The sequence below is a fragment of the Vibrio sp. Vb1166 genome, from assembly GCF_033338695.1.
Lineage (GTDB): Bacteria > Pseudomonadota > Gammaproteobacteria > Enterobacterales > Vibrionaceae > Vibrio > Vibrio alginolyticus.
This window is the reverse complement of record NZ_JAWOTE010000007.1, coordinates 60,877-83,167: the sequence shown is the minus strand read 5'-3', so window position 1 is coordinate 83,167 and position 22,291 is coordinate 60,877. Positions and strand designations below refer to the sequence as shown.

General features: G+C 42.9%; 22 protein-coding genes. 5 read left to right on the top strand and 17 right to left on the bottom strand.

Going from position 1 to position 22,291, the window contains the following annotated elements; all coding sequences use genetic code 11:
- Positions 1-282: 282 nt before the first annotated feature.
- From R7E51_RS09785 to R7E51_RS09745, 9 genes are all read right to left on the bottom strand, one after another.
- The gene (locus R7E51_RS09785; RefSeq protein ID WP_005376257.1) at positions 283-444 is read right to left on the bottom strand and encodes a YoaH family protein; all 162 of its coding nucleotides are present in this window, start codon (positions 442-444) and stop codon (positions 283-285) included.
- 41 nt (positions 445-485) lie between these two features.
- Entirely contained in the window at positions 486-1,607 is a 1,122-nt protein-coding gene (locus tag R7E51_RS09780; protein ID WP_206957534.1) for a conjugal transfer protein TraF, read from the bottom strand.
- A gap of 60 nt (positions 1,608-1,667) precedes the next feature.
- Positions 1,668-2,549: a DUF2861 family protein gene (locus tag R7E51_RS09775; protein ID WP_017820158.1), complete on the bottom strand. Its 882-nt coding sequence runs from the start codon at positions 2,547-2,549 to the stop codon at positions 1,668-1,670.
- Positions 2,550-2,555: 6 nt separating this feature from the next.
- Entirely contained in the window at positions 2,556-3,218 is a 663-nt protein-coding gene (vxrB, locus tag R7E51_RS09770) for a response regulator transcription factor VxrB (RefSeq protein WP_005376251.1), read from the bottom strand.
- Entirely contained in the window at positions 3,193-4,647 is a 1,455-nt protein-coding gene (gene vxrA, locus R7E51_RS09765; RefSeq protein WP_025767766.1) for a sensor histidine kinase VxrA, read from the bottom strand. The genes vxrB and vxrA overlap by 26 nt, the downstream gene beginning before the upstream one ends.
- A 155-nt stretch (positions 4,648-4,802) precedes the next feature.
- Positions 4,803-6,179: a Re/Si-specific NAD(P)(+) transhydrogenase subunit beta gene (pntB, locus tag R7E51_RS09760; RefSeq protein ID WP_005376248.1), complete on the bottom strand. Its 1,377-nt coding sequence runs from the start codon at positions 6,177-6,179 to the stop codon at positions 4,803-4,805.
- Positions 6,180-6,187: 8 nt separating this feature from the next.
- Positions 6,188-7,744 carry a Re/Si-specific NAD(P)(+) transhydrogenase subunit alpha gene (locus tag R7E51_RS09755; RefSeq protein ID WP_054575447.1) on the bottom strand — a complete coding sequence of 519 codons (1,557 nt, stop codon included), beginning with the start codon at positions 7,742-7,744 and terminating at the stop codon, positions 6,188-6,190.
- Positions 7,745-8,178: 434 nt separating this feature from the next.
- Entirely contained in the window at positions 8,179-8,460 is a 282-nt protein-coding gene (locus tag R7E51_RS09750) for an HlyU family transcriptional regulator (protein WP_005376244.1), read from the bottom strand.
- Positions 8,461-8,501: 41 nt separating this feature from the next.
- A complete protein-coding gene (locus tag R7E51_RS09745) occupies positions 8,502-8,870 on the bottom strand; it encodes a late competence development ComFB family protein (RefSeq protein WP_047101090.1) in 369 nt (122 codons plus the stop codon).
- Positions 8,871-9,123: 253 nt separating this feature from the next.
- On the opposite strand from R7E51_RS09745, the gene R7E51_RS09740 reads away from it, so the two are divergent.
- Entirely contained in the window at positions 9,124-10,362 is a 1,239-nt protein-coding gene (locus R7E51_RS09740; RefSeq protein ID WP_206957537.1) for a GGDEF domain-containing protein, read from the top strand.
- Positions 10,363-10,613: 251 nt separating this feature from the next.
- Here R7E51_RS09740 and R7E51_RS09735 read toward each other — a convergent pair whose 3' ends face one another.
- Complete coding sequence (locus R7E51_RS09735) at positions 10,614-11,573, bottom strand: GGDEF domain-containing response regulator (protein ID WP_206957538.1); 960 nt, start codon at positions 11,571-11,573, stop codon at positions 10,614-10,616.
- Between the two features lie 273 nt (positions 11,574-11,846).
- Between R7E51_RS09735 and R7E51_RS09730 the strand changes: the two genes are divergently transcribed.
- Entirely contained in the window at positions 11,847-12,284 is a 438-nt protein-coding gene (locus R7E51_RS09730) for a DUF3069 domain-containing protein (RefSeq protein ID WP_005376232.1), read from the top strand.
- Positions 12,285-12,360: 76 nt separating this feature from the next.
- Here R7E51_RS09730 and modC read toward each other — a convergent pair whose 3' ends face one another.
- From modC to R7E51_RS09710, 4 genes are all read right to left on the bottom strand, one after another.
- A complete protein-coding gene (gene modC, locus R7E51_RS09725; RefSeq protein ID WP_085569024.1) occupies positions 12,361-13,467 on the bottom strand; it encodes a molybdenum ABC transporter ATP-binding protein ModC in 1,107 nt (368 codons plus the stop codon).
- Entirely contained in the window at positions 13,464-14,153 is a 690-nt protein-coding gene (gene modB, locus R7E51_RS09720) for a molybdate ABC transporter permease subunit (RefSeq protein WP_054575444.1), read from the bottom strand. The genes modC and modB overlap by 4 nt, the downstream gene beginning before the upstream one ends.
- 27 nt (positions 14,154-14,180) lie before the next feature.
- Positions 14,181-14,936 carry a molybdate ABC transporter substrate-binding protein gene (gene modA / locus R7E51_RS09715; RefSeq protein WP_206957539.1) on the bottom strand — a complete coding sequence of 252 codons (756 nt, stop codon included), beginning with the start codon at positions 14,934-14,936 and terminating at the stop codon, positions 14,181-14,183.
- A gap of 69 nt (positions 14,937-15,005) precedes the next feature.
- On the bottom strand, positions 15,006-16,457 hold the full coding sequence (locus R7E51_RS09710) for a cobyric acid synthase (protein WP_206957540.1): 1,452 nt from the start codon (positions 16,455-16,457) through the stop codon (positions 15,006-15,008).
- A 155-nt stretch (positions 16,458-16,612) separates the two neighbouring features.
- Here R7E51_RS09710 and R7E51_RS09705 point away from each other — a divergent pair, with 155 nt between their 5' ends.
- Positions 16,613-16,987, top strand: a complete 375-nt coding sequence (locus R7E51_RS09705) for a YgiW/YdeI family stress tolerance OB fold protein (protein ID WP_115386649.1) — start codon at positions 16,613-16,615, stop codon at positions 16,985-16,987.
- A 154-nt stretch (positions 16,988-17,141) separates the two neighbouring features.
- Entirely contained in the window at positions 17,142-17,678 is a 537-nt protein-coding gene (locus R7E51_RS09700; protein ID WP_017634623.1) for a hypothetical protein, read from the top strand.
- A gap of 129 nt (positions 17,679-17,807) precedes the next feature.
- On the opposite strand, the gene R7E51_RS09695 is transcribed toward R7E51_RS09700, so the two are convergent.
- From R7E51_RS09695 to R7E51_RS09685, 3 genes are all read right to left on the bottom strand, one after another.
- The gene (locus R7E51_RS09695) at positions 17,808-18,491 is read right to left on the bottom strand and encodes an ATP-dependent zinc protease family protein (protein WP_206957541.1); all 684 of its coding nucleotides are present in this window, start codon (positions 18,489-18,491) and stop codon (positions 17,808-17,810) included.
- A gap of 11 nt (positions 18,492-18,502) precedes the next feature.
- Positions 18,503-19,690, bottom strand: coding sequence for an amino acid aminotransferase (locus tag R7E51_RS09690; protein ID WP_017634625.1), 1,188 nt, complete (start codon positions 19,688-19,690; stop codon positions 18,503-18,505).
- Between the two features lie 155 nt (positions 19,691-19,845).
- A complete protein-coding gene (locus tag R7E51_RS09685; protein WP_054575975.1) occupies positions 19,846-20,703 on the bottom strand; it encodes an AraC family transcriptional regulator in 858 nt (285 codons plus the stop codon).
- A 120-nt stretch (positions 20,704-20,823) separates the two neighbouring features.
- Here R7E51_RS09685 and R7E51_RS09680 point away from each other — a divergent pair, with 120 nt between their 5' ends.
- The gene (locus R7E51_RS09680; RefSeq protein ID WP_206957542.1) at positions 20,824-22,209 is read left to right on the top strand and encodes an MATE family efflux transporter; all 1,386 of its coding nucleotides are present in this window, start codon (positions 20,824-20,826) and stop codon (positions 22,207-22,209) included.
- The last annotated feature ends 82 nt before the right edge of the window (positions 22,210-22,291 follow it).

Here is a 22,291-nt window from a genome sequence, read left to right as displayed (position 1 = left end):
TGACAGATTAAAAGTCCGAGGTAAATAATTGATAATATGGAGTTTAATTTATGAGTTCATTAAGAAATGCCTGATTGCCTGTGCTACGCAAACTAAGGTTAACACAATTGGGTAAAATTTTACTAACTCGCTATTTAGTCTTAAAGGCAATTGAACAAGATTAAAATCATATAGGTATAGTAAATTTGAATTACAGCGTAACCAGGGTGGTGTTTGGGAATGTAAAGGAATAGAAAATAGAAAGGCAAAAAAAACAGGGCGTATGCCCTGTCCATGAATTGATTAGTTTTGTTGCTGTTGTTTTTCTGCGTACTCAGATCGAATCCGTTCGGCAACAATTTTGATAGCTTCTGCAGTACTTGTGCCCTTCGCCATCAATTCTTGAATTCTCTCTACAGCTTGTTGTTGCTCTTGGTGAGATAGAGGGGGTAAATCGTCAAACATAAAAAGCTCCTCATTTTGAGGAGCTGACTATAACGATTCAATCAATAGGTAGCAAGGAAATTAATGGATGCACCCATAGCGTTCTCGTTTGTGTACTGAGCTGCGATATCCAATTCGAACAACTTAAGTGGAGACAACCCGATACCAGCAGTAATGGTTCCTTCGTCATTACTTCTAGCTAAGTTCTTCATATACCCTGCCCGTAATGCCATTTGACGCAAAATATCAAATTCAATACCAGCTCGAATCATTTGCGTATTATCATCAAAGGATGAAAAACGTTTTTCTTCGTTAAGATCGTAGTCAACACTCATCGTAAAGTAATCGGCAACAATCCCTGCCCCAACGGTGTATACAGGACGCACGCTATATTCGTATGATTTTATCGTATCGCTGCCATATTGGAATGATTTTGTTTTAACGTCTCTTCCGATCAAATTTTTCGCTGAAATACCGAGACGATATGGGCCAAAGAACCAAAGTGCGCCGGCGTCTAAGTTAAACATCGTTTCCGCGGTCTCATTTTCACGTAAGTCTTTAGTATCAAAATTCTGAAAACTCGTGGCGTATGAGTATGTGTATATACGCTGAAGTTTAGGAGTAACACCAAAAGAAAGGTGTTGGTTCATGAAATTAGTGTATTTAGCAAGTGAAATACCAGCTTCAGCCACGCCAATAGAAACACCTTGTACATAGCTATCATCTAATGGATTAGTACCTGAGGTATCAACATTTGGTTGTACGAATGATTCAGTGTATAGCTTACCGTATGCAGTTGCAGATAAGAATTTGTTGGGAATACCAATGGCAACGACACCACCAAGATCAAAGTCTGTCTTTTTCCCATCGATAGCATCCATCGATTTTTTGATTTCATCGACGTCTGTCAATTTGCTGATGCGTTCGATCTCATCAACTAGATCATATTGATCATCGTAGCTGCCACCAAAACTTGGCACGATCATGCCTGCATCGTCATTTCGGCGATAAATCGCAGTAAGAGCAGGGTTGAAAAAAGGCGCAGTTAGATAAGTTGCTGATACGGTACCAACGCCACCCATTGCATCACTACGAGCCTCTATCGCATAAGTAGCAGCAGAAGCAGCATTAGCGAAAAGAATAGTAGCAACAGAAGTGGCAAGAATTTTATATTTGTTTTTCATACTACACTTGTGATTTTAGTTCGTCCTGAACCTTTATCGGCACAAGTAGTATTTCTTTAACTATTCTTCCTGGGAAAGATCATAGGTTCGGCTAATAGTTTGAGCCTGCTCAACAATTATATCGCCCTGCCAACGGCGACTATTGATACTTACCGCCAATACGTATCTATCGTTTGGGACACCCGCTAGCTCCAATGAATTTGGATAGTTAGACTCGTAAGTCTTTTTCCACATTTGCTCGTACTGGCCATCAATGTAGTCATACAAACCGACTTCAAGTTGCGGTAATGGACAATGGGGATTACGAAGTGCGCTCTTTTCTACTTTCCAATTCTCTTTAGATGTCCAACGAACATATTGAGAAGAGTTTGAATCTCCAAGTATTACCCAAGTTCGATACTCTTGTTTATCAGTAGAAACAACGGTTAAGTGATATAAACCAGCTTCAAGTTTACCTGTTAAGTTATAGCGTTTCGAGTAGCTACGCTCGTTGGCAAGTTCTGTCCCGCTCGGCTGTTGTTCATAGCTGAATGAACTGTCCGCGGATATAGAATCATCCACCCATCGATTAAATGAAATATTTTCGATGTCAGTTGTAGCTCTTAGCTTGATCACCAATCTAAATGTATCTCGCCCAGGGCTTTGAATAGTCTGACGAATAACGTTCACACCACTTATCCAATCAGGCAGCGTTACACCAGTGAGAGCCTTGCCACAGTTTTTAGATAGTGACTGACCAAGAAGATCATTAAGGTGAGGAGTCAAATCTTTACTTGGTTCCGTTTGCCAGAGTTCAACAAGAGAGTTGAACATACCCGCAAGATCATCTTCAAGTAAGTGTTGATGTGCCTGTGTTAAAGGCGTGTTAGTTTGAAACCAGTCCATCGCATGGACTGGTTTCACTAACGCTAATGAGAGAACTACAGGGAGTAGTATTTTCATTACGACTTATGCTTTCATCTTGTAGCCAACACCACGAAGTGTTTCAATTTCCAGTCCTGGCAGTTTTTGACGAAGCTGTAGTACATGTGTATCAACCGTACGTGTTGTCGGGAAGTGATTGTAACCCCAAACGTGGTCAAGTAGCTCATCACGAGTAAACACGCGACCTAAGTTTGACGCCAAAAATAGCAGCAAATCAAACTCTGTTCGAGTAAGAGTAATTAGCTCGTCTTTATAAGTCACTTCACGAGTCGAGCGGTCAATCTCTAAGTCTTTTGTAATCACTTTATCAGCGTTGCTTTGTTCTGCTGAATCCGGTGCTCGTAGCTGTGCACGGATTCTCGCAAAAAGCTCCGCCTCAGCAAAAGGCTTTGTTAAGTAGTCGTTCGCGCCGGAATCAAGGCCTGCAACTTTATCTTTTACGGTAACAAGTGCCGTTAACAAGATAACTGGTACGTCTTTAATCTGTTTCCATTCTGGGAGACATTGTACAGAGTCACCATCTGGGAGTTGGCGATCGAGAATTACCAAGTCAGCTTTTTTCCATTGTGGCTCTACGTCTGCAATACGCTCCACATGTAAACACTCATATCCTGCTTGTTCCAGGCTTACTAACAGGCCGTCAGCCAAGTTTTTATCGTCCTCAACGAGAAGCAGTGTCTGTTTCACAAGGTATCTCCAATATAAAAGTTGTAGGTGGTCCCATTAAGGACATTTTTCCGCCCATGCGGCCTACCATAGATTCAACGATTGTTAATCCAAGTCCTAACCCGCTCTTACTTACGAACGGTTTCTTCAAATTTGCCCAATCTTTAGCCGTTAGGCCTCCTGCATCTCGGACTTGGAATACTATTTTTTCTTCACTAGTTGAGACATCCAATTCAACCGGTGCGACACCGTACTTAAGCGCATTACGAAGCAAGTTATCGATACAAGTTCCTAACCAGTACACATTAACTTTAGCAGCCACATCTTCATTGATGTTAAAAAGCACGGCACTATCAAATTCTTCTTCGATCTTAAATTCTAACCAATCTGCAACGGATGGTACCCAGTCTGTTGCAAGCATTTGGTTATCAGATTGCAAATAATCTTTACTCGCTTCTGCCAATTGACGCAGGCGGCGCGTATCTTCACACAATCTGCGGAATTCGTCATACACACTTTCAGGCAAATGCTCGAACTCTCGACGAAAGCCCTCAACCGTTAGTGACAGAGATGCAATCGGTGTTCTGAGCTCATGCGTTAAAATTTGCAACACGAGCATTCTACTACGTAGTTCTTCTCGCTTGCTATTCCAACGGTACACCGCCCAACCAATCACCAAAAGAATATTGGCGATTACCAGTATGATCATACTGATCCGCAAAACTTGCGAGTGATCTTCTACATCCCAACAAATATTACCTCGTTTAACAAAGCAACTTTTGCTTTGAGACGCTAGAGCGTATGACAGACCCGCATTCGCTACGTTCTCTTGCCAGATATCTTTCTCGAAAACAAAGTAACGGTCACCACGTCTTAACCAAAGTTCGTTACCTTCAATAAACATGCTCGCGCCTGCAATCAAAGCATTAATGGCGTCGTCATCCATGTTTTTCAAGCTTTCTAGCAACTCATCCCCTTCCTCGTTATCACGCTCTTTTATATGCATGTACTGAGATAGTTTGGGTTTGAGTTCTGGATACTTATCCACATAACGTGCCGCGTACGTCCCACCACCAGGGTGAATGAGACCACTACGCGAGAACCAACGAGGTGTCAGCTGCGTCCCTTTACAAATCGCCCTTGTAAATACTAAAGGCTCAGTAATTAAAGGACTTAATGGTAATTTGCCACGACAAGTATTCGCCAAGCTGTAAAGCTGTTGGATATCTTTTAACGGATAGTCAGACGTTTGCGGCAGAAGCGAATCTGGCGCAAGTAACTTGGTAGGATAATTTGATTGCAGAATACGAATATCGTACGACTTAAGAGCTACTTCATAGTTAAATAGCTCTGTAAACGTATCTATTCTTTCTGGTAGTGAATCGGAAAATGCAGGTGCCGAAAAAAGCGGCAATACAGTTGCAAAACCGAGCAAAAACTTTTTAATCAAACTGTTACCGTCACTTGTTACATTAGCCAAAACTATACATCAATCTACAAGCAATTGACATCTGCTAACAGAAGGATTTGCATTACTATAACATTGAAACGGAACAAAAAAGGGCCAGCGATTGCTGACCCTGTATAGTTTTAAATCAAGAATGGTTAAAGTGCTTTAAAAATAGACTCAACACTTTCTTTCGCATCACCAAATAGCATTGATGTATTTTCTTTGAAGAACAGTGGGTTCTGTACTCCTGCGTAACCAGTATTCATTGAGCGCTTGAATACCACTACGTTTTTCGCGTTCCATACCTCCAATACGGGCATACCAGCGATTGGGCTGTTCGGATCTTCCAGTGCGGCTGGGTTGACCGTATCGTTAGCACCGATAACCAATACGGTATCGGTTTCTGCAAAGTCATCATTGATTTCATCCATTTCAAGAACGATATCATACGGTACTTTTGCTTCAGCGAGTAACACATTCATATGCCCCGGTAGACGACCCGCTACTGGGTGAATCCCAAAGCGAACTTCAATACCTTGTGAACGAAGTACATCAGTAATTTCATGAACAGGGTATTGTGCCTGAGCTACTGCCATGCCATATCCTGGAGTGATGATTACTGATTTTGAGTTCTTCAACATCTCTGCAACTTCTTCAGCCGTTGTTTCACGATATTCGCCCTGCTCTTCGTCACCTGAAATCACTATCTCTTGACCAAAACCACCGGCAATAACACTGATAAACGAACGGTTCATTGCTTTACACATGATGTAAGAAAGAATCGCACCTGATGAACCTACCAAAGCACCTGTTACAATCAATAGATCATTTGCGAGCATGAAACCTGCTGCCGCTGCTGCCCAACCTGAGTATGAGTTCAACATAGAGACAACAACTGGCATATCAGCACCACCGATTGAAGCGACTAAATGGTAGCCGAATGCGAACGCGATCAAAGTCATCACAATAAGAGCGAACATGCTGCCATCTGCTTTTACGAAGTAGATCATAAGAAGCGTAGAGATAACAACCGCTGCGAGATTCATTTTGTGCTTATGAGGTAGGTTAAGTGGCGACGAAGAAATCACACCACGCAGCTTACCAAATGCGACAATTGAACCGGTGAAAGTTACGGCACCGATGAACACACCCAAGAATACTTCTACAAGGTGGATAACATGCTCAGCATGTGTTGCTGCTTCTGGCGCATCTAGGTAGCTGTTGTAGCCAACTAAAACCGCAGCTAAACCTACAAAGCTGTGTAGAATCGCAACCAGTTCTGGCATCTCGGTCATTTCTACTTTCTTCGCATAGAAAATACCGATCGCACCACCTATCGCCATCGCGATAATGATCCAACCAAAACCTTGCGCATCTGGGCTAAAGATCGTCGCTATCAGCGCGATCGTCATACCAGCGATACCGTAGTAGTTACCATTACGAGCAGACTCTTGCTTTGAAAGCCCCGCCAAACTCATGATGAAAAATAATGCAGCAACAATGTAAGCTGCTTGTACTAATCCTGCAGACATTGTGACTCCTATTTATCTTTGCGGAACATTTCAAGCATACGCTTGGTGACGGTGAAACCACCGAAGATATTGATACTCGCGATCAATACGGCAATAAAAGATAGGAATGAAACGACGCCATTACCTTGTCCAATTTGCAGTAATGCACCAACGACAATAATGCCAGAGATAGCATTCGTTACTGACATTAGTGGAGTATGAAGTGCATGGGTAACATTCCATACTACGTAGTATCCGACAACACACGCTAGAACAAATACAGTAAAGTGAGAAAGAAACGCTGCCGGAGCAACCGATGCAACCCATGCAAAGGCTCCAACAGCCGCTGCCACACCAATAATTTTCTTCGTTGGAGACGTAGGTTCTTCTACTTTAGGCTCTGGCTTCACAGGCTGTTCTTGTTTCACTTGCGGCTGAGCTGAAACCTGAATTGGTGGCGCTGGCCAAGTAACTTCACCTTCTTTCACCACGGTAACGCCACGGATAACAACATCTTCAAAATCAATATTGATGTTGCCATCTTTCTCTTTACACAGCAGTTTTAGAAGGTTAACAAGGTTTGTCGCGTAAAGCTGAGAAGATTGTGTTGGCAAACGACCAACCATGTCAGTGTAACCAACAATTTTTACGCCGTTATCCGTCATGATAACTTGGTCTTTCACTGTATATTCACAGTTACCGCCATTAGCAGCTGCCAAGTCGACAATTACACTGCCCGCTTTCATGCTGTCGACCATTTCTTTGGTGATCAACTTCGGTGCAGGTTTACCAGGGATGAGCGCGGTCGTAATAATGATATCAACATCTTTAGCTTGCTCTGCGTATAACTCTGCCGCTTTTTTGTTGAAGTCATCAGACATTTCTTTTGCGTAGCCATCCCCAGAGCCTGACTCTTCTTGAAAGTCAACGGTCAGGAACTCAGCGCCCATCGATTCAACTTGCTCTTTTACTTCTGGGCGGACGTCAAACGCACGGACAATGGCACCTAAGCTACCTGCAGCACCGATAGCCGCCAAGCCAGCGACGCCAGCACCCGCAACCAATACTTTCGCTGGAGGTACTTTACCGGCAGCCGTAATTTGACCTGTAAAGAAACGACCAAACTCATGAGCTGCCTCAACCACTGCACGATAACCAGCGATATTAGCCATCGAAGATAGCGCGTCTAAGGCTTGTGCACGTGAGATACGAGGAACGGAATCCATGGCAAGAACGTTAATGTTCTTACTTGAAAGTTGTTCCATCAACTCAGCATTTTGAGCCGGCCAAATAAAGCTAACCAGTGTTGCTCCATCTTGCAGTAACGCAATTTCGTCAATGCCTTGCTCATCATCCACAATTGGCGCATTAACTTTTAAAATAAGGCCAGATGCCCAAACTTCTTCACTAGAAACGATTTTCGCACCAGCTGCTTCATAAGCGGCATCATCGAAACTCGCTAGCACCCCCGCTTGGGATTCAATCGCGACATCGAATCCCAATTTTATTAACTGCTCAACCGACTTCGGCGATGCAGCCACTCGCGATTCACCCGCGAGTATCTCTTTAGGTACACCGATTTGCAAAACGCATACTCCTTGTATACATATCAATAAATTAGTCCCAAAACAGAGCGTCGCTCTACTCTAATTCTTTTTTATTTCTATCTGTTTACCACGCAAGACAATTGCAAACGAAAGATGATGTTTGGGGACACCCATTTGCACAATAACACCTTGACTAACAGCCCTGTTATTATTCTGTTTGTATCGAACGCGTCTCATTACTTCAAGTGTTTTGTAATTTAAATACTAAATTTCATTACATATAACGCTAAGTAATGAATGATTGTCGCTCTGTGCACGAAAAATAACAACGCAACACCGTACTAGACTGAGGTCTAACCAGGTAACGATTAAATACTGACTTAACAGAGATTTAAGCGTTAAAAAGAAAGAGCCACTAGCATATACACTAATGGCTCTTTTTAAGATGACTGGAATCAAATTGCAGTAAATTGCTAGTCGAAGATTTTATCGCCCATTTGATCAATAAACATTTGAGATTTCTTCAACATAAGGTCATTGGCATCTTGCTCTGAGCCAAGCAAATCGGAGCGAATAAACCGATGTGTTTTCACTTCATCATTGTCATGCTTTTCTATTCGACCAGCGATGCGATATTGTCCGCCCTCTGAAAGGCTCTCTGGGTAAATAAGGAAACCTTTATATTCAACTGGTTCGATATTTTTGGCTTCAACCGTTTTCTCACTACCACCAAACAAACGCGAAAAAAATCCCACGATTCCTCCTTGGGTCAGCTCACTAGTCAACTGAGCGACTCTTACTTAATATTAACGTTAAGGATCGGTTTTTCATACCAATCCAACTCTTTGTCATCATCATAACTAGTATGGGAAAAAATTACAGGCACATCATACTCTCGGTTCTTACGCCTGTCTTCTTTCACCATTTCTGCAGCGTTTTTCACCGCTATATCCGCGCTTTGCTTAAACTGGCTTAATTTTTGTTCAGGAAGTGAAGACAAAAAATCAATATCATAACGGATATAGACAGGCTTGAGCTGGATAAGCGCAAGGCAAGCAATATCGGCTAACTGTTCGTTGTCATACTGTTCTAAAAATTCGGGCAAACTGAGAACCTGACCTACTAATGTTTCCATGTAATTGTGCACATCTGAGCTTATCTGCATCTGTAAATCTCCTTTTTCCTATGAAATGAGTATAGCAACGACTTGTTTATAACAACTTATTGATTGCTCTTAATTTAATCAATCTCTCTCTTTTTGCGGTAATGTCTTCCAAAATACTTGGGAAAAGGAACAAATAGACGTATTCTTGCTAGTTCTCAAAGTTCGAAATTCAATAACGGATAAATATCCATATTGATAAAACGATTTACCTAACCAATTATATAGTCAACTATTTTCAGGCAGTTTGTAATAGATGTCCTCATCGTCAATGACTTCATCAGGCTTCAGATTCTTATTCCCTTTTTTGCTACTGGGCATAGTGAGTTCGGGCATGGACAGCATTATTCAGATGACTCAGGCAAACTGGGGCATTGCCGCAAACTTGCCGTACATACTATTAGGTTGTGCGCTACTCCTTTGTTATTCATTTAAGCAAGGCAGAGAGTCCATGGTGTGCTTGGCAATGTTGCTAGCCTATTTCGTGATACAGCACCGCCTACAAGTCCCGCTTCAAAGTGGTACCGCTTTACTTGAGCTAACCATTTTAGCCACGTTACTTCCTGTCTCGTTTCTTACGGTATTTTTGTTTAGTAAAGAAGGTTTTGACTCTAGAGCCATGTTGACTTACATCTTGATGTTAGCAATGTTCGTTCTTTGGTCTTATCTAACGCTAGCATATTACGTTGAAGGAGGGTTTGAACAATGGACAAGCGGTATTTTATTTATTGTACCGACGGTCTCTAAACTGCCTTTAATTCTTGTTTTATATTGCGTGGGTATTGTCTGTTTTCTTGGAATTCTTGTTTTAAAGAAGAATGAAATTATCCATGCGATGACCTACTCTGCCATGGTATTGGCGTCTGCGACGTTCATTTTCTTTGATGTGCAGTACATATCAAGCACCATGTTTACGCTAACAGGGCTGCTTATCATTGTTTATGCCGCTTCCGCTAGCCATCAACTGGCTTTCACCGATAGCCTAACGCTGATTCCGAGCAGACGTGCACTTGATCTCGATCTAAAACACATGGGTAAGAAGTTCACGATCGCAATGCTTGATGTTGACCATTTTAAAAAGTTTAACGACACCTACGGTCACGATACTGGTGATGACGTTCTAAAAATGGTCGCTTCGCGCCTCACTAAAACCCCAGGCGGCGCAAAAGTTTATCGATTTGGCGGAGAAGAATTTACCATCGTTTTTAAAGGCAAATACGCTGACGAATGTAAGAACTTTTTGGAAGAAGCTCGCAAATCGATTGCAGAATACGAGATGATATTACGCGATGAAGAATCTCGCCCTGAGAACCATAAACAAGGACAAAAACGTCGTGGTAGCAACAGTTCGAAAAGAAAGTCGGTTTTTGTTACCGCAAGTTTCGGAGTTGCTGATAGCCGGAATGGGCAAGCTCCTCTGGACGTCATTAAATCAGCGGACGAAGCACTTTACAAAGCGAAAAAGGCCGGACGTAACTGCATAAAGCTTCGTTAGACCCTCACCAATCGTGAAAGTTAACAAGCTTGTCTGGGTTTACAACAAAACCGAACTTCCCCATCAGCATAATAACTGCACTCATCGTTGCCACTATCCCGATGTTATCTATCTAATCAAAGGTATAAGGTATACGCCCGATTGCGACATTCCGTTCGCACTGTTTGCCTATCTTACTTTGAGTGAGCTTTAAAATAACCACCAAAAAGTGACAACGCAACAAAAAGAGTGGCGTTCATAAGATTTTGTTTTTAAAGAGAATTAACTAAAGTATGTGTGTTTCTTCCCAAAGATTTTGATGTATATAGTGCTTTATCAACGGTTGCATACAAGTCTGATTGCACTTCTTTCCCTGTTGGTTGAAAAACAAAAACACCCTGTGACACTGTCACTCTATTTGACACACTAGAATACTCATGTGGGTAATCGAGAAAATACATAGCCTCTTGTATACGCTCGGCTTCTCTTTCTGCTGTTTGAGTGTCGGTACACCCTAGCAACACAACAAACTCTTCTCCACCATATCGACCTACATATTCCCCAGAGCGACAAAACGTCGCCTTTAGTTGATTCGCAATCGCTTGCAAGCAACGGTCGCCTTCAATATGACCGTAATTATCATTAAACGGTTTAAAAAAATCGACGTCCAATAGAATCAAAGCCATTGGCATATTGTGACGGCCATGCCATGCAACCATCGATTCCAACTTATGGTCGATATAACGGCGGTTATAGAGTTTGGTTAGGCCATCTTCATTCGCTTGCTGAGTCAAAAGTTGATTAACTTGCTCCAATTGAGTTGTCGCTTGCTTAAGCTCTCGTCTCATATGAGCAATACGCTGCATTGCGATAAGTTTAGAGTTCAGTACCAGTTTATCTACCGGCTTAATTAAATAGTCATCACCGCCCGCGTCTATGGCTTTAGCAATCATTTCTGGCTCTTCGTGACTACTCAAGAAAATAATAGGGATCCAATCCGGAAACGTTTCTCTTATATGAAGAGAGACTTCAAAACCGTTCATATCTGGCATTGATATATCGAGTAACACCAGTTCCGGATCAAAACTCTCGTAGGTATTTAACGCCTCTAGTCCACTACCTACGGCTTTTACAATATGTCCAAGTTGCTTTAGACGAATAGCCAACTGCATCCTGTCTAGCTGAACATCGTCAACCAGAAGGATTCGCATCGATGTCCCTGTCGGTTGCATAACGCGTTCCATTTTTAATTATGTCTTTATTAAACATATACCATACTCATAGAGTTGTTGCATTCGACTCATAATTAAGTGCTATATTTTTGTTTGAATATCACGGAATCCATTGCATAAAGCAGTTAGACTGGACGTTACCCTATCTAATCATGGCCTGTGAGCAGAAGTTCAACAAACTCATTCACTTTGGTCATCTTGTGGATTAATGGGTATAGCTATTTGATGCATTTGGTATTAATATTCCCGCCTTTTTGTAATGAGAGACACACCATGTCAGAAGCAACTAACAGCGAAAGCAAAAAAATCGATCTAGCCAGCATTTCTCCAGAGCTACGTAAAGTTATCGAATTTGACGAAGTTCCAGAGCAAATGTTCGAAATGGTTACCTCTATCCATGAAGTGTCTGAAGAAGCGGTACGTGAATCATGGGACGAAATGCCAGCAAGTGCACAGAACATTCTAGACAACTTTGAACAGTTTCATGCTCTAGTTTCTGTAGGCCAAGCATTCGCTGGTATTAATGTGATGGAAGAGTTTCCGACTCTTAATCTGCCAGAAAACATGACAGATGAAGATAAAGAAGAATACCGTGCTCAACTACTTGATAATGTGCTTCACAACTGTGTGAAAGACATGGTTAAGCAACTTAAGAAAGCACGTCGTGACCCACTTCTTAAGCGTGAATTCAAAGAAGTATTCGCGAAGTAATTCCGACATTCTTCTAGTAACAAAGGCCGCACTTTGCGGCCTTTTTTGATCATGAAGCGTAAATCAGTCTAAACGGTTAATGAGGCGCTAGTGCCATATCTTTTTGTGTCACACTGACACCTTTAATTTGTGCAAAAACACGGCTACCAACTTTTAGGTTGAGATCATCAAGGGCCCACGGTGTGATCGTTGCCCACAAATAACATTTCTCGTCTAGCTTGAGTGATACATTAATACTCTGCTTGTCATCGGCTGCGTTAAACGCCTCGATGGAATCGACAATAGCAGGCAAAATATTTCGAATCGACGTCGCCTTGGGTTGCTCGAGCGTGATAGAAACGTCGTTGGCACGCACTTGCAAGCGTATTGGCGTGTCTGGTGTTCCGTCGATCTTTTGCACCCACAGGAATACATTAGGTGCAAGGCTGATACAAGTCAGTGCATAACGTGCATGATGTTCAGCAATCCGGCCTTCAAATAAGCTGCTTTGATCTGAGAAAGATTGCCATGGACGCATAGCATGAGAAGCCCACACTTCCTCAAGCTTACCTGAACTCGAAATTTTACCTTGGTCAATAATTGCAAGGTGCTGAGCAAGCCTTAAAATTTCCTGGAGACTGTGTGTGACATAGATAATAGGGATATTTACCTTCTCCGACAACTCCTCAAGAAAAGGCATTACCTCACGCTTTCTTGGCATATCGAGTGAGGCAAGTGGCTCATCCATCAAAAGCAAATTGGGTTTAGATAGCAATGCGCGCGCAATCGCAACACGTTGCTTTTCACCACCAGAAAGTGATACCGGAAAGCGCTTTAGTAACGGTTTGATAGACAAGAGTTCGGTGACTGCATCAAAATACTCGTCATCTTTTTCTTTAACGCCATATAACAAATTGCCTTGAACCGAATAGTGAGGAAACAGACGTGAATCCTGAAACACATAACCAATACCACGCTTGTGCGTTGGTAGGTTGATTCCCTGTTCACTGTCAAACAAAACATGCTCACCAACCGCAACATACCCTTGCCTTGGAGTGACCAATCCGCTGATGATGTTAATCAACGTCGTTTTACCTGCACCAGATCGTCCAAACAAGGCACTAATTCCATTACAGGGTAACTTAAGTTTGATGTCGAAGTCAGTCTCACCAAGCATTTGTTTAAATTGGACTTTAATCGTCATTGCTTCGCACCCAATCTGCTTGCCGCTTTACGATTTAGCCATTCAGAGATCATTAATGTAGACAAGGCTAACGCGATAGAAATGATACACAGACGAGCCGCCTGCATTTCTGCACCTGGCGTTTCAATAAAGTTGTACATTGCCAGCGGAATCGTTTGGGTCTCACCCGGAATGTTAGAGACGAAACTGATCGTCGCCCCGAATTCGCCAAGACTACGAGCAAATGACAGCATCGTGCCCGTAATAATTCCGGGAATGGTCAGTGGTAACGTGATGGTGAGAAACACTTTTAAAGGAGAAGCGCCTAACGTAGAGGCTGCGTGCTCCAATTTAGGGTCGACGCTATCTAAGCTTAAGCGTACTGAACGAACCATCAAAGGCAAAGCCACGACAATACAAGCGACTACTGCCCCTTTCCAATTAAAGCTAAATACTACCCCTAAGTTTTCATAGAGCCACTTTCCAAGGACCCCTTGTCGTCCTAAAGAAATCAACAATAAATAGCCGATTACCACTGGCGGCAATACCAGTGGTAAATGAATTAAGCTATCGAGAATCGATTTACCAAAGAACGTTTTTCGAGAAAGTAGCCAAGCAAGAAAAACGCCGAGAGGAATCAGCCAAAGTACTGCGTACGCGCCTACTTTGAGGCTTAACATTAAGGCTTGGTATTCCAGTTCTGTCACGCTTCGTTCCTATAATTGAAGGCCGGTTTATTGCTGAAAGCCATATTGAGCAAAAACGCGTGCGGCTTCGTCCGATTTTAGGTATTGGAAGAACTGCTCCGACTCAGTAGAATCATTCACAATTGCAGCCGGGTACACAATAGCCGCATGCGTATCACTCGCAAATTCGCCGACAATTTTGACTTTATCAGTTAACTGAGCATCGGTTTTGTAGACCACACCTAAAGGCGCTTCTCCACGTTCAACCAACGCCAAAGCTAAGCGCACATTCTTTGCTGGTGCGACGTGAGTTTGAACCGCTTTCCATACACCCAGTGTAGTCAATGACTCTTTCGCGTACATACCAGCAGGTACTGACGTCGGATTGCCTAAAGCAAGACGATTTCCATGCAATGCCTTCTCCCATGCCTTTGCATCAGAAAAGTTAAATGAGGTTAATTCTGAAGACTGGGGAGCAATCAACACTAAGCTATTGCGCACTAGATTTGTGACATTGTCACGAAAAATGACGTCTTTATCGACCAAATAATCCATCCATTTCGTGTTCGCAGAAATGAATACATCCGCTGGTGCGCCATTGATAATTTGTCGAGCGATAGAAGAAGAACCACCATAAACGGGAGTGATAGAAACGTCATACTTTTCTTCAAAGTTTTGCGCGATCTCGTTAATCGCATTCGTCATAGAAGAGGCTGCATACACTTTTAGGTTCGTTGATGCGTTTGCTGAAAATGAAATGCTTAATACTACCGTAAGGCAAGCATACTGTTTCCATGCTTTCATAGAGATACTCCAATACAAGGCAAGCGAAAGAACAGGTTATTTAAATATAAAGTTCAATCAGTTAATGGGCTATTTAAACAAAAAATCAAGGCGCACATGTTGTTCTATCGCATCTGCGATGCGATTAATGCCTTGCTCCTTTAACTCTTCAAAGTCTTGTTGTTTGATTTGGGTGCCGTTTACCCATTCTGATACCAGGCTTAAGACAGCTGCCTCGTCAAAGAACCCGTGAAGGTAGGTTCCCATGATTTGGCCACACTCGCTGATCGCCCCCTCCGCTTCACCGGAACTGAATGTAAGAGGTTGCAGGCCCCGTACTTCACTTCGCCCTGCGTGGATTTCATAACCCTTTACATTGGCTGTTTTGCCGTTAAGAGAAAGCTGTGCTTGTGTGTTTGTAAGCTGTTTGCTGTTAGTTAGCGTCGTAGTGATATCAAGCAAGCCAAGTCCTTCGCTTTGACCTGGTTGGCCTTCGACGCCGTTTGGATCATCAATCAAGTTTCCAAGCATCTGGTAGCCGCCACAGATACCAATCACTTTTCCACCAAGACGAATATGACGCAAGATATCTTTATCCCACCCCTGGCTTCTTAAATAATCCAGATCGTCTCTGACCGATTTGGTCCCAGGCAAAATAACCAGGTCGGCTTTATCTATTTTTTCGCCTTTACCTACATAACGTAGATTGATGTCTGGATTCAATCGCAGCACATCAAAATCAGTATGATTACTAATCCGGGTTAAAACAGGCACAACAACATTCAGTTTTACCTCAGAGTGCAACTCTTGCTGTGCAGTGATCGCGTCTTCTGCTTCTAAATTCAAACCATGAAGAAAAGGAAGTACACCAAGTACAGATTTACCTGTTTTTTCTTCTAGCCAATCGAGGCCCGATTGCAATAAACGAATATCACCTCGAAAACGGTTGATAACAAATCCTTTTACTCGCGCTTGTTCAGATTCAGAAAGTAACGCAAGTGTTCCGTACAAATGTGCAAACACTCCACCACGATCAATATCAGCGACAATGATCACTGGTACATCAGCGGCCTCAGCAAAACCCATGTTTGCAATATCGCCTTCTCGTAAATTGATTTCAGCAGGACTCCCCGCGCCCTCGATAATGATCGAATCAAATTCTTGAGTCAGACGAGAGAAGGAATCTAACACCGTGTCCATCGCCACTTTCTTGTAATCATGAAAGCCAGCCGCATCCATATTGGAAATCGCCTTACCCTGCAAAATGATTTGAGCACCTGTATCACTGTTAGGTTTAATTAAAACCGGATTCATATGTACGGTTGGCTCAATATTACACGCCTGTGCCTGAACGGCCTGTGCTCGACCTATTTCACCGCCATCTTTGGTTACCGCACTATTTAGTGCCATGTTTTGTGGCTTAAATGGGGCAACATTTATCCCTTTTCTTGCTAATACACGGCATAAACCTGCCACAAGGACACTTTTTCCGGCATCCGAAGTGGTGCCTTGAACCATTAAAGATGGGATCGCTGATTTCATGAACATTTGTAAGGAATAGAGGAAGATGAACAATCATAACGTCATCGTCCCCACTTACTCAAGCAAATGAATAGAATATGAATGTTGAAATCATCATTGGTTCAAACAAGCCCTGTTTTAATGACCCCATCAAAACAAACCGATGAGGATGTAACATGAAAAAGAATACAATTATCGCAACAATCACCGCCTTAGCTATTGCTCCTTCTATCGCGTTCGCGAAAGATAACACTCAAAACCAATCAAACTTGCAGTTTAACGGTCCTGTCACTGTGGAAAAATTGGATGCCTTGCTAAACGACTCCAATATGTTTACTGAAAAAGATGTGGTCGTTGAAGGTAACTTATTGCGTCAAGTTCGCGCGGATAAGTTTGTCTTTAGCGATGGTTCCGGTGAAGTGATGGTCGAACTCGATGACGATATTCAGCTAAATACTCCGATTGATCACACGACTAAAGTCCGTCTGTTTGGCGAATTTGAAGGCGGGAACAAACCAGAGATTGAAGTCGAACAACTCGTGGTCATGTAAAACAAACCCCGATTGCTGTGCATATCAACATGATGTAGTGACGATTACAGCTAAATAATGACGGCAAGCACTTAAAATGATAGCTTTATCAATCTTGGTCTGCTTTTTGCAGACCATTTTTTTGTTCATTTTAATCATCTTGCCCGGAGACACCATGCTAGGTAAAGCTCTAAAGGTTGCAGCCTTTGGTTTGTGTGCTATTTTGCCACTTTCCGCACATGCAAATAATTTCAACTACAACACGATGGAATTTCGCATGGGCACTAGCCCTGGTACATTTGGTGGCGAGTTCAATACCTACTTTACAGAGAATACCCATTTCATTGCTCGCGCAGACAGTGAGTTTAGCGGAGACTGGGACATTGCTGGTGGTATAGGCTTTAATGGGCCAGCAGGCCAATTTGCAGATATTTATGGCCAAATGTTGGTACACAACATTAAAGAGAACGGCAGTGATAAAGTGGGTGACGAGTGGCGCACGGAAGTGAATATTGGTACTCGTATTTGGTTTATGCAAAATGTTGAGCTACATGGCCGTATCGGCCAAATCATAGATAATGACGATTCGAACACCATTTACAATCTGGGCGCACGATTCCACTCAACTCAGCAACTATCGCTTGGTGCAGATTTCAAAAATAATGGTGTCTATGGCCAGCAAATTGTAATGTCTGCTCGTTTTGCATTTTAGTGGACATGACTATGACTACCAGGGCATCACAAGCAAGCATATGATTCAATAAAAATGGCCTCCAATTTTGGAGGCCATTTTTTGTTAATCACGAATTATTAGCTTCTAGCAGAAACTAGCTGTAATACATCAGTTTTTAGCGGTTTTTTTAGGTTTATCTTGCACATATTTTTTCGATACATCTACAACGGCGATATCTCTAAAAAAGCTTCGACCAAGCAAAATTGGAAACGTCATATGTCCGCGATCGGCTAACGTAAACTCTGTCTTTTCTTTGTGATCCCCAACGGTAATGTAGGCTTTTACCACCGCTCGTTTATCCACCTCTTCTGACGAAGACTGCTTAACTTTAGCCCAGCGCTCAACGGGTACTTTAAATTCTTTGGTGTCTTTGTCACCTAAATCTATCTTAAATTTAACCCAGTCTTTACCATCACGCTCAAACGGAACAATGTCAGTCGCACTAATTGATGATGTTGTCGCACCTGTATCGACTCTAGCCTTGAAAGTCTGGTCAATTTCAGGAACATAAACCCATTCTTCAGAACCAAGAATTAACATGCCATCGGGTGTTTTTGTGACCTTGACTGGCTTCTTAGGCTTTGGTTCCGGCTTTTTCTCAGGTTTCGCTTCTGGTTTGGGCTCCACCTCAGGCTTTGGATCTACCTCAGGTTTCACTTCTGGCTCGACTTTAACGGGCGCTTCGACCTTTGGCGACTCTGGCTCAACAGGTTCCTGCGTCGTTTGAGTTGACGTACAAGCAATTAAACTGCCGCTCATCATAAGCGGCAGAATCAGTTTCCAGTTTTTCATCCACACTCCAATTAAGCTTGAGATACTTTCTTAATTGCGTCCGCTACGTATGGAATATGAGTTTCGGTAAGTCCGGCAATGTTAATTCGACCATCGCCAACACCATAAATGCCATAATCTTCACGCAGTTGCGCCATTTGGTTTCCACTAAAGCCTAGCACAGTAAACATGCCTTTGTGACCCTCAATGAAATCAAATTGATCTGTATTATGGTTGTTTCTCAACTCGTTACACAAACTTTGACGAAGGCTAACCAAACGATGTTGCATTTCACTCAATTCTTGCTTCCAAACGGAAGTGAGATTGTCATCTTGCAGAATGGTCTTGACTAAAGCTGCACCATGGTCGGGTGGCATCGTGTAAGTCGAGCGAGCTAGAGTGAGGAGTTTACCTTTTGCATTGGTTACATCATGCATGTTCTTACCAACCACAATCGCTGCACCAGTTCGTTCACGGTACAGACCAAAGTTCTTCGAACATGAAGTAGTAATCAACATCTCTTCAACGTTATCTGCCATAAAACGAAGACCTTTTGCGTCTTCTTCTAGGCCATCACCGAAGCCTTGGTAAGCAATGTCCACAAATGGGATGAAACCGTTCTTCTGCGACAATTCTGTAATGGCTTGCCAAGCAGAGAAGTCAATATCTGCACCAGTTGGGTTGTGGCAACAACCATGAAGAAGTACCACATCTGAAGGCCCAGCTTTCGCAAGATCATCCATCATTTTTGCGGTGTCTACTTGTTTCGTTTCCGAAGAGAAATAGTGGTAGAACTTAACTTTAAGGCCTGCTGCTTCCATCACTGGCTTGTGGTTTACGTAGCTTGGGTTGGAAATCCAAACCGTCGTATCTGGCTGTGCGATCTTCATTAGATCACCGAGCATACGCAGCGCACCACTTGCACCTGGCGTTTGAATAGCTGCAACACGATCCATTGCAGACGTTCCCGTCAGCAGCAAATCGATCATGCTTTTATTAAATTCTTCGCAACCCGCAAGACCAACATAAGACTTGGTTTTTTGAGTTTCAACAACGACATCCTGCGCCATTTGAATGGCTTTCATAATCGGCGTTTCGCCTGCGCTGTTTTTGTATACGCCAATGCCAAGGTCAACCTTGTTTGGACGTTCATCGTTACGGTATGCAACGGATAGAGATAAAATAGGATCTAATACGGGAGTTGGGAGATTAGAAAACATGAAAGTCATAACCCTTTGAAATTCAAGTACCGAACCTCACGTTAACACCATCGCAAAAAATGACGAAATGATTTTTCACTTATTTCATCAATTAGAGAACAAAATTCTGGATTGCGGTGAGTTTTGTGCGCTCTATCGTTCAGAAAAAGAACGATTCACTCCTCGTCGTACCAATCCACTCTACCGTTTTTTCTAAACTCTCTTGGTGTCATGGTTGACCACGCTTTAAAACGTGTACTAAAGTTTGCGCTGGTCGGATATCCGACTATTTCTCCAATATGCTGAATTGGCCATTCTGTTGAACGAAGTAACCTAGCAGCATATTCCATGCGCATACGCGTTAAATGTGCCATTGGGCTTCGACCAAACTGCTTTTGAGTCAGTCGATGCAAATGAGGCTCCGAACATGGATATAGAGCCGCCACCTGCTCAACGCTCCAATCCTTATGGAGCTGACGTTGGACAAGGTCAAATACACGCCGAAGCCTCAATTGGCTGCGTGATATCGACTCTGAGGGCGGCATGTTTAACATCAGCTCTAACTGAGCCACACTATGCTCACCTACCGCACCACCATAATCGATTGGAAGGTGAATGCTGCGTAGTAGTGTTTGGATACATGCATACATCACTTCAGGTGTAGATGAAAGCTGATAGCGAACATCGCATTCTAATATCGGCCACTCTCTATCAGTAGCAAGAAAAAGCCACGCGATCTGCCAAGGTTCTTCTTCTATACCAAAACCGTTTTCAACACCTGCGGGTACTGTAATCAACGAGCCCGGCTCCAAATCGTATCGATAAGTCCCACTCTCTAGCCACCCTTTACCACGCACCGTATAGAGCAGCATGTGTTTCTTTTGGTTTTTACGATAAACAGAGAAGAAGTCACGACAAGTGGCAATGCCGCACTGCACAATGCCTCTCTCCTCAAGTGCTAATACTCGACTGTGATCAATAAACTCTTGATAAGTTTTTTCTGAAATCGCGTAGCGTTCTTGTTTATCTTCCATGATTTATTGGCTCACATGTGCGTTAGTAGAGAGTTTTACAAAGGTTTTGGATTCCTTTGAAAAATACACCGCCAAATCATGAGGATAAACTACTCGCATTAATCTTTAAGGAGAAATGCGATGCTCTTAACACGCGAATACATCGATAAAGCATTTTGGCAAAAGCTGATTACGATTGGCCTACCTGTTTCACTTCAGTCCATGCTTTTTGCTTTGCTCGGCGTCGTGGATATTTTCATGGTAAGCCTACTCGGAGAATCTGCAACGGCAGCAGTTGGAGTTGGAAATCGTATCTTTTTCTTCAACCTAGCGGTTGTCTTTGGCCTGTGCGGTGCAGTTACCGTACTTGCTTCTCAATACTACGGCTCAGGAAACCTAGCCGGAATTCGCAGAACGTTGGCGCAATCTTGGTTTATTTCCATTTTGGTGACGCTGCCGTTTATCGTTCTTTATGCGATTTTTGATGAAGAGATCGTCTCTTTTATGTCAGACGATCCTGAATACGTCACTTATGCACGTGATTATCTTGTGGTTACGGGCTTTAGCCTCATTGCTACGGCGATAGTAGTACCGATTGAAGCGGTATTGCGCTCCGTGGGCCAAACCAAACTGGCAACCAACGTTAGTATCTCCGCCATTGTCGTTAACGTCGCGCTTAATTATGTTTTGATTTTTGGTTTATTTGGTTTCCCTCAATGGGGCGTATTTGGTGCAGCCGTAGGTAGTTTTGTTTCTCGATTTTTCCAAACCGCCGTCTTGATTTATTTTTTCTACAAACGATATGCTTACCTAATTCCGACTAAGTTCGATTGGGTACAAGGCCGCTTAAAACAGTATCGAAAAAAGTACTTTAAGGTTTCTTTACCCATGTTGGTCCACGATGCACTTTGGACTGGTGGATTGATCGTTTACAGCATCATCTATGGTCAATTGGGCGTTTCAGAACTGGCGATCATCTCATTCTTATCACCGATTGAAGGGGTACTGATTTCAACCTTTATGGGATTTGCGGTCGCTGCATCCGTTCTTCTTGGGAATGATATTGGTGCAAAACATTATGACCGAGTCGAGAAAACGGCGTGGTGGTATGTGTTAACCAGCGCAATCTTAGCCACCTTGCTGTTTTTCCTAGTGTGGTTGAGCTCGCCCATGATTCATCACCTATTGGTACTGAGCCCGTTAACCGATGCAGACATGGCACTTAACGTATGTTTAGTCATGGCGCTAGGTATGATTTTGAGGGTGTTTAACATGGTTGGAATTGGCGGCGTACTAAAGAGTGGCGCTGATATTCGCTATAGCATTTTCATCGACACGTTCGGTCAGTGGGCTATTGGCATCCCCCTTACTTATCACACAGGCATGGTGTTAGGGCTGCCTTTGCATTTTGTCTTGATGTCTCTGCTCGCGGAAGAGTTAGTGAAAGGCGTACTGACGACTTACCGTATTCAATCTAAACGTTGGATAAATAATATGGTTGAAGATGACCAATCGGTGACAGCGTAACCAAAAAGACATTAACGAACTCACACCAAAAGGGCTCACCCGTTATGCACGCGTGAGCCCTTTTTATGTGCGGAGAATGCTT

Excerpts from the sequence above, each read along its gene's own strand:
- R7E51_RS09710 (WP_206957540.1), bottom strand. The coding sequence starts at position 16,457 with ATGAAATCAGCGATCCCATCTTTAATGGTTCAAGGCACCACTTCGGAT.
- modC (WP_085569024.1), bottom strand. The coding sequence starts at position 13,467 with ATGACGATTAAAGTCCAATTTAAACAAATGCTTGGTGAGACTGACTTC.
- R7E51_RS09780 (WP_206957534.1), bottom strand. The coding sequence starts at position 1,607 with ATGAAAAACAAATATAAAATTCTTGCCACTTCTGTTGCTACTATTCTT.
- R7E51_RS09785 (WP_005376257.1), bottom strand. The coding sequence starts at position 444 with ATGTTTGACGATTTACCCCCTCTATCTCACCAAGAGCAACAACAAGCT.
- R7E51_RS09735 (WP_206957538.1), bottom strand. The coding sequence starts at position 11,573 with ATGCAACCGACAGGGACATCGATGCGAATCCTTCTGGTTGACGATGTT.
- R7E51_RS09690 (WP_017634625.1), bottom strand. The coding sequence starts at position 19,690 with ATGTTTTCTAATCTCCCAACTCCCGTATTAGATCCTATTTTATCTCTA.
- R7E51_RS09730 (WP_005376232.1), top strand. The coding sequence starts at position 11,847 with ATGTCAGAAGCAACTAACAGCGAAAGCAAAAAAATCGATCTAGCCAGC.
- R7E51_RS09740 (WP_206957537.1), top strand. The coding sequence starts at position 9,124 with ATGTCCTCATCGTCAATGACTTCATCAGGCTTCAGATTCTTATTCCCT.
- R7E51_RS09705 (WP_115386649.1), top strand. The coding sequence starts at position 16,613 with ATGAAAAAGAATACAATTATCGCAACAATCACCGCCTTAGCTATTGCT.
- R7E51_RS09745 (WP_047101090.1), bottom strand. The coding sequence starts at position 8,870 with ATGCAGATAAGCTCAGATGTGCACAATTACATGGAAACATTAGTAGGT.
- R7E51_RS09700 (WP_017634623.1), top strand. The coding sequence starts at position 17,142 with ATGCTAGGTAAAGCTCTAAAGGTTGCAGCCTTTGGTTTGTGTGCTATT.
- R7E51_RS09695 (WP_206957541.1), bottom strand. The coding sequence starts at position 18,491 with ATGAAAAACTGGAAACTGATTCTGCCGCTTATGATGAGCGGCAGTTTA.
- modA (WP_206957539.1), bottom strand. The coding sequence starts at position 14,936 with ATGAAAGCATGGAAACAGTATGCTTGCCTTACGGTAGTATTAAGCATT.
- R7E51_RS09775 (WP_017820158.1), bottom strand. The coding sequence starts at position 2,549 with ATGAAAATACTACTCCCTGTAGTTCTCTCATTAGCGTTAGTGAAACCA.
- R7E51_RS09680 (WP_206957542.1), top strand. The coding sequence starts at position 20,824 with ATGCTCTTAACACGCGAATACATCGATAAAGCATTTTGGCAAAAGCTG.
- R7E51_RS09685 (WP_054575975.1), bottom strand. The coding sequence starts at position 20,703 with ATGGAAGATAAACAAGAACGCTACGCGATTTCAGAAAAAACTTATCAA.
- pntB (WP_005376248.1), bottom strand. The coding sequence starts at position 6,179 with ATGTCTGCAGGATTAGTACAAGCAGCTTACATTGTTGCTGCATTATTT.